Genomic DNA, 14,655 nt, shown 5'->3' with positions numbered 1-14,655 from the left:
AAGATCCGTTCGTGCCGAGCTTGTCGAAGCACAGCACTTTCTTCTTCTGCCAGGACTGGAAGAAGAACGGCCCTTCGACAAGCTCAGGGTGAACGGAGGTTGGCGTCACCGCAGCGCGAAGGCCTCTTTCGCCAGCCGCTCCACCACCGCCTTGTCGGGCGCGCCCTTGGGTGACACCCACGAGCCGCCGACGCAGAGCACCGGATCGAAGGCCAGCCATTCGGGTGCGTTCTCGAGGCTGATCCCCCCGGTCGGGCAGAACCGGCACTGCCCGAAGGGCGCGGCGAGCGCCTTCAGGGCGGGAAGACCCCCCGCCGCCATCGCCGGGAAGAACTTGAAGCGGTCGAGCCCCAGGTCGAGCCCCCGCATGATGTCGCCCGCGTTGGCGATGCCGGGCAGGAAGGGCACGCCCGCCGCAATGGCCGCCTTGCCCAGCGGTTCGGTGAGGCCGGGGGAGACGATGAACTCGCTCCCTGCCTCCAGCGCCGCATCCAGCTCGCGCGGGTTGGTGACCGTGCCCGCCCCGACGATCGCGCCCGGCACCTCCTTCATCGCCCGGATAGCGCCCAGCGCGGCGGGGGTGCGCAGGGTGACTTCGAGCACCCTGAGACCGCCCGCGACCAGCGCCTCGGCGAGCGGGACGGCGTGGGCCTCGTCCTCGATCACGATCACCGGGATGACCGGCGCCGTGCGCATGATGGCGTCGATGTTCATCACATTCCTCCGGTGGCGAGCATTGCGGACGCTCCTGCTTCCGCCCCGTCGGCGAAGCGGCGCATCATGCCGAACAGCTCGCGGCCCGTGCCGAGTTCCGCGTGCGGATCGGGCGCGGAATCGCGGCTGGCGAGGTCGGCGGTGGTCGAGAGTTCGCCGGTGCGGGCGCAGACCTTGACCACATCGCCGTCGCGCAGCCGCGCCAGCGGGCCGCCGCCGAGAGCTTCCGGCGTGCAGTGGATCGCGGCGGGCACCTTGCCCGAAGCGCCCGACATGCGCCCATCGGTGACGAGCGCGACCTTGTGCCCGCGGTCCTGGAGCACGCCCAAGGGCGGGGTGAGCTTGTGGAGTTCGGGCATCCCGTTGGCGCGCGGGCCCTGGAAGCGCACGACGACCACCACGTCGCGGTCCAGTTCGCCCGCCTTGAAGGCGGCGGCGACGCTCGGCTGGTCCTCGAAGACGCGGCAGGGGGCTTCCACCGTCCAGCGGCTCTCGTCCACCGCCGAGGTCTTGAAACAGGCGCGCCCGAGATTGCCTTCGAGCAGGCGCATCCCGCCGTCGGGCTTGAAGGGGTTGCTGACGGGGCGCAACATGGTCTCGTCGCCGCTCGGGCCGACCTCGCGCCACACCAGTTCCTCGCCGTCCAGTCCCGGCTCCTTCGCGTAATCGGCAAAGCCGCCGCGTCCGACCGTCAGGATGTCGCCATGCGCAAGGCCTGCCTCGAGCAGTTCGCCGATCACGAAGCCCATCCCGCCCGCGTTGTGGAAGTGGTTCACGTCGCCCGAACCGTTGGGATAGACCTGCGCGATCAGCGGGACAGCACTGGAAAGCTCCGAAAGGTCGTTCCAGTCGAAGATCACGCCCGCCGCGCGCGCCATGGCGGGCAGGTGGATCGCGTGGTTGGTCGAGCCGCCGGTGGCGAGGAGGCCCACCGCCGCGTTCACGATCGCCTTCTCGTCGACCACGAGGCCCAGCGGGCGATAGTCGTCGCCCTTGCGGGTGATCTGCGCCACGCGGTGCACTGCCTCGCGGTCCAATGCCTGGCGCAGCTTGGTGCCGGGGTTGATGAAGGCAGAATTGGGGACGTGGAGCCCCATCATTTCCATCATCATCTGGTTGGAATTGGCCGTGCCGAAGAAGGTGCAGGTGCCCTGCGAGTGGTAGCTCCCCATCTCGCTCGCCAGCAGCTCGGCGCGGGTCGCCTTGCCTTCGGCATAGAGCTGGCGGACGCGCTGCTTTTCCTTGTTCGGAATGCCGGAAGGCATCGGCCCGCCGGGGACAAAGATCATCGGCAGATGGCCGAAGCGCAGCGCGCCCATCAGCAGGCCGGGCACGATCTTGTCGCAGATGCCGAGCAGCAGCGCCCCGTCGAACATCGCGTGGGAGAGGGCGACCGCGGTGCCAAGCGCGATCACGTCGCGGCTGAAGAGCGAGAGCTCCATCCCCGTCTCGCCCTGCGTCACCCCGTCGCACATCGCCGGCACGCCGCCCGCGACCTGCGCTGTCGCGCCGATCTCGCGGGCGTGGATCTTCAGCCGCTCGGGGTAGCGGTAATAGGGCGCGTGGGCCGAGAGCATGTCGTTGTAGGCGGTGACGATGCCGATGTTCGGCCCGCGCCCTGCCACCATCGCCGGCTTGTCGTCCTCCATTCCGGCATAAGCATGGGCGAGGTTCGAGCAGGACACCGCCGCACGGTCGCCCATGTTGTCGCCCTCTCGGCGGATGAGGTCGAGATAGGCCTGGCGGCTGGCGCGGGAGTTCTCGATCACCCGCTGCGTCACCTTGTGCAGGGTGTCGTTGAGGTTACTCATGCCACGTCACTCCGTCGCGCTCGGCAAGGGCGATAGCCGCGGAAGGGCCCCAGCTGCCGGCGGTGTAGGTCTTGGGGGTGAGGCCGTCCGCCTCCCAGCCGGCGCGGATCGCATCGACCCATTCCCACTGCGCCTCCACCTCGTCGCGTCGCACGAAAAGGGTCTGGTCGCCCTCAACCAGATCAAGCAGCAGGCGTTCATAGGCGATGCGCCGCACCGCGCCCGAGAAGGCATCGGGCATGGCAATGTTGAGCGGCACCTGCCGCAGGCGGATGCCCTCGCGGTCGAGGCCGGGGACCTTGGCCATCAGCGAGAGGGTGATGTTCTCCTCGGGCTGGATGCCGATGACGAGGCGGTTGGGCTGCATCGTCGCGCCCTTCCCGGCGAAGATCGAGTGCGGCACGCAGCGGAACTGGATGACGATCTCTGTGACGCGCTTGGGCATCCGCTTGCCGGTGCGCAGGTAGAAGGGCACGCCCTTCCAGCGCCAATTGTCGACATGGGCCTTGATCGCGACGAAGGTCTCGGTGTCCGACGGCTTGCCCAGCTCCTCGTCGTAGCCCGGCACCGCCTGCCCGCCGATCGCGCCCGCGCGGTACTGCCCGGTGACGGTCTCGTTCGAGCCGACCTTGCGCAGGGCGCGCAGGACCTTGACCTTCTCGTCGCGCACGGCGGTGGCGTCGAAGTGGGCCGGGGGCTCCATCGCCACCAGCGCGAGCAGCTGGAGCATGTGGTTCTGCACCATGTCGCGGATCGCGCCGGCATCGTCGTAGAAGGCGACGCGCCCCTCGAGGCCCACGGTCTCGGCGACGGTGATCTGCACGTGATCGATATGCGCCGCGTTCCACAGCGGCTCGAACATCAGGTTGGCAAAGCGCAGCGCCAAGAGGTTCTGCACCGTCTCCTTGCCGAGATAGTGGTCGATGCGGAAAATCCGGCTCTCGGGGAAAGCGCCCGCGACCGCATCGTTGATCTCGCGGCTCGAGGCGAGGTCGGTGCCGAGCGGCTTTTCGAGGCACATCCGCACGTGCTCGCCCGTCAGACCCGCCGATTGCAGGCCCTTGATCGTGGGGCCGAACAGGCTCGGCGCGGTCGAGAGGAAGATCGCGAGGCCGCGCTGCGGCGTGCCGACCTTGGCGGCGAGATCGGCATAGCCCTCGAGCGTGGTCGCATCGAGGGTCTGGTAGGAGAGACGGTTCATGAACTCCGCCATCCGCCCGCGCCGGTCGGCGGGGAGGTACTTCTCCAGCGCCGCGCGGGCGAAGTTGCGGTATTCGCCGTCGCTCATCTCGCTGCGTGCGGTGCCGATGATCTTCAGATCGGGGGCGAGGAGCCCGTCGGCGTCGAGCGCGAAGAGGCTCGGCAGCAGCATGCGCTGGGCAAGGTCGCCGGTGGCTCCGAACAGCAGCAGGCGGTCAGCAGTGAAGCTCATGCGCAAAGGCCCCTTCTCTTGCGCGCTCTACCTAGGCGCGCGTGGGGCTAACTGCCAGCGTCGCGCATACTTATTCAACTCAGATCGCGCCGACGCGCGATGCAGACCGCCCGCCCCGCCTCCCCGCCCGGCCACCAATAGTACCACTATGTTATGGTGGCCGGGCGGGGAGGCGGGGCGGGGGGTCTGCGCCACCGAAGGTGGCTGAAGATCAGGCAGGCCGACGCGCGAAGATCCCGAAGCCCGCGATGATCGCGTAGCAGGCCGCCGGCAGCACCAGCGCGAAGGCGAGGCTGGTGGCGTCGGCGAGGGCGCCGTAGAGCGGCGGGATGATCGCGCCGCCCGCGATGGCAACGTTGATGATCCCCGATCCGTCCGCCGCGCGCGGCCCCAGCTTCTCGCAGGCGAGGGAGAAGATCGTCGGGAACATGATCGCGTTCATCAGGCCGACCGCGAGCAGCGAGTAGCCCGCGACAACGCCGGTCGAGTTCGCCGAGATCGCGATCAGCGTGATCGCCCCCGCCGCCACCGTCGCCAGCAGCAGCCCGGGGCTGACCATGCGCAGCAGGCCCGAGCCGATGAAGCGGCCCACCAGCGCCCCGCCCCAGTAGAGTGAGATCAGCTTGCCCGCGTCCTGTTCGGGCAGGTTCAGCACCTCGGCCTGCATCAGGTAGTTGACGATGAAGCTGCCGATCGCGACTTCCGCGCCGACGTAGAGGAAGATGCAGGCCGCCCCGTAGCCGAAGCGCGGGCGCTTCAGCAGGGCGAGGCCGTCGGCAAGGCTGGTCTGCTCGTGCTTCTCGCCCTTCAGCCGGTCGCGGAACAGCCAGACCACGCCCGCCACCACCGCCAGCGCGACGGCAAGGCCGAGATAGCCGTTGACGATCGCCTGGCTCTCGGCGGTGCGGTAGGCGGCGAGCGCCTCGCCCGAAAGCTCGGCGGCGGTGACCGTGGCGAGGCTGCCGAGGATCAGGATCGCGCCCACGTAAGGGAAGATCGTCGTCCCCAGCGAATTGAAGGCCTGCGCGAAGGTCAGCCGGCTGTGCGTCGTGCGCTCCGGTCCCAGCAGGCTGATCAGCGGGTTGGCGACGATCTGCACCAGCACCACCCCGGTCGCGAGGATGAAATAGGCGAACAGGAACATCGGGAAGAGCGCGGTCTGGCTCGCCGGGATGAACAGCAGGCACCCTGCCATCATCGTCACCAGCCCCGCCACCGCGCCGCGCATGTAGCCCAGCTTCTTGACCAGCCGCGCGCCCGGGATGCCGACGAGGGCATAGGCGATGAAGAACCAGAACTGCACCAGGCTCGCCTCGAAGAAGTTGAGCGTGAACAGCTCCTTGAGCTTCGGGATGATGACGTCATTCAGCGAGGTGATCCCGCCGAAGATGAAGAACAGCGCGAAGACGAAGTAGTTCAATCCCGGCGCATCGACCTGCGGCGCATCGCCTGCGCTCTCGCCGAATCCCCCCGCCGCGCTCCCGCTCGGTGCCAATGCCATTGCTGCTCTCTCCCAAGGCGCTGTCTGGTTGCGAACGTTCACAATCCGCGCACCCGTGTCAACTTGCAAGAGCTTGGGGCGCAATTCCAGTGCGAATAGGAATGCATCCCAGCCTTGCGCGGGGATAACATCAGGCCCTAGAGAAAAATCCCATGAGCGGGGGACCGAAGAGACGGCCGACATCCTTCGATGTGGCGGAGCGGGCGGGTGTCAGCCAGCCGACCGTCAGCCGTGCCCTGTCCGGCTCCCCCGCGATCGCCGAGGCGACGCGGCGCAAGGTGATCGAGGCGGCCGAGGCGCTCGGCTATTTCGTCGACGAGCGCGCCGCGCGGCTGCGGCGCGGCTCCACCGGCACGCTCGCGGTCGTGGTGATCTGCCGCGAGGGCGACAGCGCCTCCTCCATCAATCCCTTCGCCTATGCGCTGCTGGGAAGCGTGTGCGTCGCGGCGTCGGAACGCGGGTTCGAGACGCTGGTGAGCTTCCAGGCGCGGCCCGACGACTTCTTCGGCCACTACCAGGAACAGGGCCGCGCCGATGGGCTGGTGGTGATCGGCACCACCACCAACCAGGCGGCATGGGAGCATTTCCGCGGGCTGGAGAGCGAAGGGCGGCGGGTCGCCTATTGGGGCTCGCCTTTCGACGAGCTCGACTGGGTGCGCTCCGACAACCGCGCCGCCGGGCGGCTGGCGGTCGAGCATCTGCTGGCCGCAGGCTACCGGCGCCCCTGCTTCCTCGGCGCGCTCAATACGCCGCAGGTGCAGTTCACCGAACGCTACGAAGGCTATGCCGAGGGGATGCGCGCCGCAGGGCTGGAGCCGTGCCTCGCGCCGACCGTCAACGCCGCCACCCGCGAGGAGGAAGGCCGCCGCGCCGCGCGGCGTCTGATCGAGCGGGGGGAGGGCGTCGATGCCGTCTTCGCCGCCTGCGACGCGATGGCGCTGGGCGCTCTAGAAGCCTTCGCCGCCGCCGACATCGCGGTGCCGGGCGAGGTCGGGGTGATCGGCTTCGACGATCTGGTCGCGGGCCGCTTCAGCCGCCCACCGCTCACCACCATCGCCCCCGACCCGGCCGAGGCCGGCGCGGCGCTGGTCGAGGCGGTGCTGGACGAAGGCGCGGCAGCGCGCCGCCGCGTGCCGGTGAAGCTGATCGTGCGCGGAAGCACGGCGCGTTCTTGATGTGCGATCGCGCTGACGCGCGGGCCCCGTCAGGAGCCCCGCAAATCAACCGTGCGCGCCGAATTCGTTGGCGATGGCGGTGCTGATCCGCAGGCTCAATTCCTGCGCCCTGGCGATGGGCGTCATGAAGTCGCGCTCGATCGCACCGTAGCCTTCCTCGCCGCCGTCGGGGTAGTCGGAAGGCTCGTCGAGCGGGAAGTCGCGCGGGCCGGGCACCCGGACGGGGAAGGCGCGGCGGAGCTGGGCGAGGGCCTCGTCGACCCGCAAGGTCATCACCATCTCGATCACGTCGCGGCGGCTGATGTCGTTGGCGCGGCTGAAGGCGGGAACCGCGACGGCCTTCAGGAACATGTGCTGGAGCAGCGCGAGCCGCAGCGCCTGGAGCACGCCGATGCGGCGGCGGACATGCTCGCGCGTCTCGTCGGGGGCCTCGTCCGGCAGGAGATCGGTCAGGCGGTGCAGCTTGATCGCGTCGATCCTGAGGCGCGAGGCGAGGCGGCGGAACACCCCCGTGCGGTCGTCGCCCACGAGATACTCCGCCAGCGCGGCGCAGGGGCCAGCGATGTGGTCCTCCGTCCCGCGATAGGTGCGGCTCGCCCAGTAGGCCGAATTGAACAGCTCGCCATAGGCCGCCACGGTCTTGATGCTGGCGAGCGCATTGGCCGCGCGCACCAGCCGCATGATCTGCCGCCCGCGCGCGGATTCCGTCAGCAGGGCGGCGATTTCCTCGCGGGTGCCCTCGGCCGCGCTGCCGATCCCGGCGATGACGTTGACGGGGTAGCCGAGCTGCTGGAGGATCGCGTTGTGCGGGATGGCGCGGATCTGGCGCAAGCTCATCTCGCGGTCGGCATTGATGTCGCTCTGGCGGCGCGAGACGCGGCTGCCGGTGGGGTTCAGGAGGCCCAGCCCGAAGGCCGTGACCGCCCGGGCATAGGTGCGGCTGGCGAGGTGATCGCCCTGATGCTCCTTGATCGCGCGGTAGAAGTCGAGGCTGAGGTCGGTGCGGTGGTAGAAGGGGTCGGCGGGCGCGGCGAGATCGGCCTCTGCCGGGCGCAGTTCGGCGATGCGGGTGAGGGTGGCAAGCGCCAGTTCGGGCGTGGCGAAGAACAGGTAGCCGTCGCCGCCCTGGAAGCTCACCTCGGGTTCCAGCCGGATCCCGGCGCGCGCGAACCGCCGCCGCGCCCAGGGCGACAGCGGCCATTCGAGCCGGTCGGCGAAGCTGGCGGGATGCGCGCCGCGGCCCATGCTCTCGCCGTGGGTGTTGAAGACCAGCGCGGCGATGTCGCCTAGGCCGTTCGCCGCCATCGCCTCGGCAAGGCGGCCCTGGAGGCGCTCGATCGCGAGGCTCGCCGGGATCTGGCCGACGAAGCGGCCCGCATCCGAGAAACCGGTCTGCACCGCCACCCGCCCGCGGCCCCGCGCATAGTCGCGGTAGGCCGGCTCGGCCAGCAGCGCATCGAGGAACCGCCCGCCGTGCTCCAGCGCGCGCTCGGTCTCGAACAGGGGGGAGACATCGACCTTGTCCGCCACGCCGAACAGCTTGGCGAAATAGAGCGCGGCAAGGACGGTGGCGGGCTGTTCGCACTCGGCCACCAGCATCCGGATCGGCGCGTCGGCATCGATGTGCTTGAGGATCTGCGCCATGGCGAGGAACTGGCGGATCGCGGTCGAGCTTTCGGTGGCGAGCGCGGCGAAATTGGTGCGCAGCGTTGTCGCTTCATCGACCAGTCGTCGCAGGGTCATCAGCGCGCCCTTGCTGGCGAGATCAATGCCTTCCTCGTCCTCCCCCAGCCGGCGGCGGATGGCGTTGTGGAGCTGCTTGGCGTTCACGCGGAAGTGGATCCAGCCCATGCCTAGCCCGTCGGCGCGCATCGCCGCGGCAAGGGTGAGAAGGCGGACCGCGCGCTCCGGAGCGGCGGTTTGCGCCTCGTCCTCCAGCGCGGCAATCAGCGGCGCGAGGGTGAGGAGGTTGTCCGCGTTCGGCGTGGTCAGGCGGTTGGCGGCGGCGGCGAGAGCCTCGGCCCCGGAGAGATCGCCCGCGAAATCCCCGGCCCGCGCGGCGGCGAAGGCGGCGGCGGGGCGCAGGGTCGCAAGCAGCGGGTGGGCCGGGTCGAGCGCCTCGAGGCTGGCGGTGTAGCGCGCCAGCCGCTCGGCCTTCTCGGCCAGGCGGAAGGCGATCGAGGTGTGCCAGCCGATGTCGGTGCGCCCGTCCATGTCGTAGCCGACCCAGCTCGCGAAGCGGAAGGGCAGGGGCCTCAGCCCGCGCCAGTCCTGCGGCCAGCGGTTGCGGGCTTCCTCGAGCAGCCGGGTGACGATCACGTCGCGCGCGTCCTGCGCCCTTGCCATCGCGGCCATCGCCGCGCGGTGCTCGTGGATCAGCGTCACCGGCTCCCGCGCGGCAGGCACGGCGCAGGCGGTGTCGTCGACCTCACCGGGCGCGGAGGCGGCCTGCGCGACCGCCTCGCTCTGCGCGGGCGCGAGCAGGAAGGTCGGATGGGCGGTGAAGACGGCGTGAAGCTGCGGGCGTTCCCAGCGCGCGGCGAAGGCGGCGAAGTCCTCGTCCTCGCCGGCTTGCGGCACCGGCGCTGCGGGCGGAGCAAGCAGGGCGCGCAGCCGGCGCGCGCGCGCCTTCAGCCCGTCGCATTCGAGTTCGGCCACCAGCGCGGCGACATCGTCGAGACTGGTTTCGCTCGCCTCCAGCGCCCGCGACAGATCGAGCGAGAGCTGGAACACCGGGTTGAACAGCGGCGTTTCCCGCGTGCGCTGGTGCAGCTCGCCGAGCCGCGCCTCGAGCGCCGCGACCGTCTTCACGCGCCCGCCCCGTGCTCGGAGGCGAAGGCGGCGGCCGCGCCGAACAGGCCGGGTTGCGGGTGGACGATCAGCTTGACGGGGATGTTCGCCATCAGGCTCTCGAACCGGCCCTTGGCCTTGAAGCGCGCGGCGAAGCCCGAATTGAGCAGCGTGTCGCGGATGCGGTAGCCGAGCCCGCCGGCGATCACCACGCCCGCAAAGCCGCCCTGCGCCAGCGCAAGGTCCCCCGCGACCGATCCCAACGAGAGGCAAAAGCGGTCCACTGCCGCCGCCGCGAGGCTGTCCTCGCCGCTGGTGCCGAGGTTCCAGATCTCGATCGCGTCGCGCTCGGGCTCGGTGCGGTGTTCGAGCGCGGCTAGCGCCTGGTAGATGTCGACAATCCCGGGGCCGGCCACCACGCGCTCGACCGAGACGCGGTTGTGGCGGCGGCGCAGGCGGGCGAGGATCGCGTCCTCGATGGAATCGAGCGGGGCGAAGTCGATATGCCCACCCTCGGTCGCCTGCACGCGGTAATGGGTGCCCGAGCGGTAGAGATGCGCCACCCCGAGTCCGGTGCCCGGGCCGATCACGCTGATCGTGCCCTCGCGGCCGAGCGGTGCGTCCGGTCCGGCAAGGTGCAGGAACTGGCTGTCCTCGGCCCGCGCCACGGCGTGGGCGACCGCGGCGAAATCGTTGACGAGGGTGTAGTGCGGGGTGCCCAGCTTCTCCGGGATCAGCGCCGGGCGGATGATCCACGGATTGTTGGTGAAGCGGATTACCGGATTGAGGTTGCCGGGGGTGCCGACCGGCCCCGCTATCGCCATGCTCACCGCATCCGGCAGACTGCCGCCCTTGCGCGCGCGGAAGGCTTCCCACGCGGTCTGGAAGCTGGCGTGGTCGGCGGTGTGGAGCGTCTCGGGCTCGTCGAGGCTGATCGCGCCGCCTTCACCGATGCTGGCGATCGCGAAGCGCGCGTGGGTTCCGCCGATATCGACCACCACCAGATCGCGCATCATCTTCTCCCCTTGCCGTTCCTGAGCGGCGCGGGTGTAGCAGGCGGCGCGCGGGAATCCCACGCGCCGCATACTTATTCAAATCGGCCGCCTTACTTGACGCCCATTTCCTTCAGCAGGTGTTCGGCGCCGTCGACCTTGTCCATGGTCCACAGCATGAAGCGGCTGTCGACGTGGATCGTGCGGTTGATCTTGGGATCATACATCCAGTCCGACACCACGCCCTCGATCGTCCCGTCGAAGGCGAGGCCCACGAACTCGCCCCTGGCGTTGAGCGTCGAGGAGCCCGAGTTGCCGTTGGTGATGTCCACGGTGGAGAGGTAATCGACCGGCAGCGTGCCCAGCGCAGGCGCGACATACTGGCCGTAGTCCTTCGCCTTGATCAGTTCGATCATCTTGTCCGGCGCATCGAATTCGCCGCGACCGGTGTGCTTGGCGACGATGCCCTCGGCGGTGGTGAAGGGCGTCCAGATCTGCCCGTCGACCGCCTTGCCGGTGACCTTGCCATAGGTGAAGCGCAGCGAGCCGTTGGCGTCGGGGTACATGGTCTTGCCCTGCGATGCCGCATAGGCGAGGCGCGCTTCCATCACCTTGGAACGGGCCTTCTGGACATGGCCCGAACGCGCCTTGTCCTCGGCCTCGCCCTTCATAGCCTCGTCATAGGTGGCCACCGCGAGCTGGATGAAGGGATCGCTGGACGCCTTGAAGTCGGCCGGGGTCTTGTTCATCCATTCGAGCCGCTTGGCGGTGGTGCCGAGCTCGGTCGTGGCATAGAGCGAGGCGAGGTCGCGACCTTCCATGAAGGCATCGAAGCTCTTGTTGCGGTCTTCGGCCGGCAGGGTGCGGTATTCGGCGATGCCGTCGGCCCACAGCTGCTGGTCGATGGCCTGCACGTAGCGGCGCTCGATGCGCTGCATGGCCTGCGTCATGAAGGCCTTGTCGCGGGCCTGATAGCCGGGTTCGCGGTCCTTGTCGGGCTTGGCCTGCTCGTTTGCCCAGCGGTAGAGCTGGCGCGCCGCGCCGTAGAGCTGGCCGCGACCGAGCATCCCGCGCTTGGCATCGGCGAGGGCGGCGGCATTGCCCTCGGCGATCAGCTTGTCGAGCTCGGCCAGCGCCGCGCCATACTGCGCCTGGCGCTTGGGATCGGCCTTGATCCAGGCGCGGAAGGCGTCCTCCTCGGCCTGCTTCTTGGCCACCAGCGAGATCGCCTCGGCGCCCGCCATCTGCCCGGCGATCTTCTTCTCGTAGTTCTCGACGCCCTGAAGCGTCGCGGCATAGGCGATGGTGGCGGCCTGATCGCCCTCGGTCAGCTCGTCGATGCGGTCGCCATATTCGGCCAGCATCCGCTGCTGGTAGGGGTAGAGTTCCTCGTAGTAGAAGCGCGCTTCCTCGGCGCTGCGCAGGCGTTCGGTGGTGCCGGGGAAGCCGGCGACCATCACGAAGTCGCCTTCCTTGACGCCTTCCTTGGCGATCGGCAGCCACGCCTTGGGCTTGAAGGGCACGTTGTCCTTGCTGAACGCCGCCGACGAGCCGTCGGGGGCGACATAGGCGCGGTAGAACGAGAAGTCGCCGGTGTGGCGCGGCCACATCCAGTTGTCCTTCTCGCCGCCGAAATTGCCGACCCCGCCGGCCGGGGCATAGACGAGGCGGACGTCCTGGATCTCGAGCTGCTGCTGGAGCCAGTACTGCGCCCCGCCGAAATAGGCGCGCACGTCGCAGCGGCGGTTGGCCTGCTTCTCGCAGGCCTCGATCAGCGCGGTGCGGTTCGCCTGGAGGCGGTCATAGCGCGCGCGGCCCTCGAGCTTCTCGGCGCCCTTGAGCACGTCGGCGGTAACGTTGCGAAGGTCCTCGATCACGTAGACCCGGCTGCCGGGCGCGGCGGGGAGTTCGTCGCCCAGCGTCTTCGCGAGGAAGCCGTTGGTGAGGTAGTCGTTTTCGGGCGAGGAATTGTACTGGAGCGAACCGGCGACGCAGTGGTGATTGGTTGCCACAAGGCCCTGCGGCGAGAGGAAGGCGGCCGAGCAGCCCCCGAGCGAGGCGATCGCGGTCAGCGGCGGACGCTGGAGATCGCCAAGGGTCCTGGCGTCGAGTTCGAGGCCGGCGGCCTTCATGTCCTCGGCGATCGCGCCGGTCTGGCTCGGCAGCCACATGCCCTCGTCGGCGTGCAGGGCGGCGGGCGCGGACAGCATCAGGGCCGAGGCCCCGGCCAGCAGGAACTTCTTCATCGGTGGACTTACCTCTCTCGCATGGATTGCCGCCCCTTTGCGGGGCGAATGGCCCGCCTGTTAGGGCAGATGGACGGGCGGCGGAAGGGGCGATTGCCGGCTTTCGACGAACGACCGGCTGGCCGGATTGAGCACCAGCAGCAGCCGCGCGCCGCCGTCGGTCCCGGCGATCGGCGGGGAGCGGTGGATCGCGGGGCGCTCTGCGGAGAGCTTGCCCTTGAACAGGCCGACATCGAAGGGGGCGAGCCGGTGGATGCGCTGCGGCTCGCCCCCGGCGGCGACGCGGCCGGCATCGGCCTCGTCGAGCCAGTGCGTGCCCTCGCCGAAATAGGTGGTGATCAGGCGGGCGGTGACGTAGTCGGCGTGGAACTTGCGGCAGGAATCGGTGCGCACGACCTCGAGCCGCAGCTCGAAGGTGGCGAGCCCCAACGCGTCGCAGAACAGGCGGGCGAGCTGGGCGGCATCCTCGACCAGCGCGCGGTGCAGCGCGGCATCGCCGGCAAAGCCGTTGGCCGCCAGCGCGCCGGCAAGGGTGGCGGGCAGGCCGGCGGGATCGCTCGTGAAGCGCAGGTCGTTGGGGGTGCCGCCGGTCAGCGGGGCGAAATCGGCAAAGGCGCGCCGCTGCCAGATCGCCAGGTTGCAATCGGGATCGCGGATCGCGGCGAGGATGGCAGGGCTGTCGGCAGAGCGGGCAGAGTTGTCGAGCAGTGTGGCCATAAGTGGTTGCGACCCCGGGCAGAAGAATAGGTGATACGTTGTAACATCCAACTATCCGCTGGGTTCGCCGGAGGCAAGCCCCGCCCGGCAAAAGCCTCTTGCGAGTGATTATCATCTCGGCCATGAGGCTCGCCGACAGACTTTCCGCGAACCAAGGACACCCCCGGCCATGAACACCACGCTCAAACTCTGGACCCAGCTCGGCCTCGGCACGGCGCTTGCCGGCGGGCTGCTCGCAGCCTGCGGCGGCGAAGCCGGGGGCGAGGCGGGCGCCACGGGCGAGGCCGGGGGCGAGAGTGCGGCGGTCGCCGGGGAGGGCGAAGGCGGCGCGGGCGGCGAAGGCGAAGCTGCGGTCGGCGCGGGCGGCGAGGGCGAGGGCGGTGTTGCCACCGCCGATGCCGCCAAGGACCCGGTCGCCTACGGCATCGCGCTCGCCGTGGCCGAAGCCCATGTGGTCGCCGCGCGCGACGCCTATGCCGCGGGCAAGAAGGACGCGTCCGCCGAGATGTTCGCCCACCCCGTGAGCGAGGTGCTGCTCGACATGGACCCGGCCTTCACCGCCCTCGGCGTCGCCGACGTGAAGCCGCTGTTCACCGCCGCCTCCGATGCCGCGCTGGCGGGCAAGCCCGTCGCCGAGGTGAACAAGGCCTATGACGCGATCATCGCCGCGCTCAGGGCGGCCGAGGCCAAGGCGCCGAAGTCGGACGCCAGCGCCGCCAAGGTCTCGACCGCGGTCGTTGCGGACATGATCGAGCGGGCGAGCGCGATGTATCGCCAGTTGCCGAAGAACGATGCCTACGAACCCTACCTCGACGGCTACGGCTTCGCCACCGTCGCCGCGAGCGCCTTTGCCGCCGACAGCGCCGCGATCAAGGCCGAGAATCCCGCCGCCCATGCCCGCATCACGGAGGCCCTCGCGCTGCTCAAGCAGGCCTATCCCGGCGCCGCGCGTCCGGCCAAGCTCCCGGCCGAACCGGGCGCTCTTTCGGGGGCCTCGGCCAAGGTGATGCTCGCCGCGGCGAACTGATCGCCAAACAGCGGGCTTGCCGGTCCGCTGCAAACCTTTGCAAGTTGTCCAAACGCGACAATCTGCGCGCGACTGCGGAACGCGGCGTGCTGCGTGCTTGTGTTTGCTGCAAGCCCGAGTAGTCTTGCAGGTACGAGGGGTCGTCGGTCGTCCGCGAACGTGGTGGGAGCGTGTCGCAGTACGGCCGGAGTATTGAGCAACGCAGCGCCAGCGGCCGGTGAGTCGCAGCGCGGCGGAGAAGCCTTTCGTG

General features: G+C 69.5%; 10 protein-coding genes. 2 read left to right on the top strand and 8 right to left on the bottom strand.

Going from position 1 to position 14,655, the window contains the following annotated elements:
* Positions 1 to 105 precede the first annotated feature (105 nt).
* The 4 genes from eda to ACMX37_RS12060 form a co-directional block, all read right to left on the bottom strand.
* Entirely contained in the window at positions 106 to 714 is a 609-nt protein-coding gene (eda, locus tag ACMX37_RS12075; RefSeq protein WP_483146159.1) for a bifunctional 4-hydroxy-2-oxoglutarate aldolase/2-dehydro-3-deoxy-phosphogluconate aldolase, read from the bottom strand.
* On the bottom strand, positions 714 to 2,525 hold the full coding sequence (edd, locus tag ACMX37_RS12070; protein ID WP_483146158.1) for a phosphogluconate dehydratase: 1,812 nt from the start codon (positions 2,523 to 2,525) through the stop codon (positions 714 to 716). Before edd ends, eda begins: the two co-directional genes overlap by 1 nt.
* Positions 2,518 to 3,957, bottom strand: coding sequence for a glucose-6-phosphate dehydrogenase (gene zwf, locus ACMX37_RS12065; protein WP_483146157.1), 1,440 nt, complete (start codon positions 3,955 to 3,957; stop codon positions 2,518 to 2,520). Before zwf ends, edd begins: the two co-directional genes overlap by 8 nt.
* 211 nt (positions 3,958 to 4,168) lie before the next feature.
* Complete coding sequence (locus tag ACMX37_RS12060) at positions 4,169 to 5,458, bottom strand: sugar MFS transporter (protein WP_483146156.1); 1,290 nt, start codon at positions 5,456 to 5,458, stop codon at positions 4,169 to 4,171.
* Positions 5,459 to 5,610: 152 nt separating this feature from the next.
* Here ACMX37_RS12060 and ACMX37_RS12055 point away from each other — a divergent pair, with 152 nt between their 5' ends.
* A complete protein-coding gene (locus ACMX37_RS12055; protein ID WP_483146155.1) occupies positions 5,611 to 6,633 on the top strand; it encodes a LacI family DNA-binding transcriptional regulator in 1,023 nt (340 codons plus the stop codon).
* A 45-nt stretch (positions 6,634 to 6,678) separates the two neighbouring features.
* Here ACMX37_RS12055 and ACMX37_RS12050 read toward each other — a convergent pair whose 3' ends face one another.
* From ACMX37_RS12050 to ACMX37_RS12035, 4 genes are all read right to left on the bottom strand, one after another.
* Complete coding sequence (locus ACMX37_RS12050; RefSeq protein WP_483146154.1) at positions 6,679 to 9,444, bottom strand: phosphoenolpyruvate carboxylase; 2,766 nt, start codon at positions 9,442 to 9,444, stop codon at positions 6,679 to 6,681.
* Entirely contained in the window at positions 9,441 to 10,436 is a 996-nt protein-coding gene (locus ACMX37_RS12045) for a glucokinase (protein WP_483148407.1), read from the bottom strand. Before ACMX37_RS12045 ends, ACMX37_RS12050 begins: the two co-directional genes overlap by 4 nt.
* Positions 10,437 to 10,528: 92 nt before the next feature.
* Positions 10,529 to 12,661, bottom strand: coding sequence for a S46 family peptidase (locus tag ACMX37_RS12040; RefSeq protein ID WP_483146153.1), 2,133 nt, complete (start codon positions 12,659 to 12,661; stop codon positions 10,529 to 10,531).
* Between the two features lie 60 nt (positions 12,662 to 12,721).
* Positions 12,722 to 13,378 carry a DUF1826 domain-containing protein gene (locus ACMX37_RS12035; RefSeq protein ID WP_483146152.1) on the bottom strand — a complete coding sequence of 219 codons (657 nt, stop codon included), beginning with the start codon at positions 13,376 to 13,378 and terminating at the stop codon, positions 12,722 to 12,724.
* 169 nt (positions 13,379 to 13,547) lie between these two features.
* Between ACMX37_RS12035 and ACMX37_RS12030 the strand changes: the two genes are divergently transcribed.
* The gene (locus ACMX37_RS12030) at positions 13,548 to 14,405 is read left to right on the top strand and encodes a hypothetical protein (RefSeq protein WP_483146151.1); all 858 of its coding nucleotides are present in this window, start codon (positions 13,548 to 13,550) and stop codon (positions 14,403 to 14,405) included.
* Positions 14,406 to 14,655: the final 250 nt, after the last annotated feature.

This window comes from Porphyrobacter sp. THAI-01a, from assembly GCF_056868655.1.
This window is presented reverse-complemented; position numbering and strand designations above follow the sequence as displayed.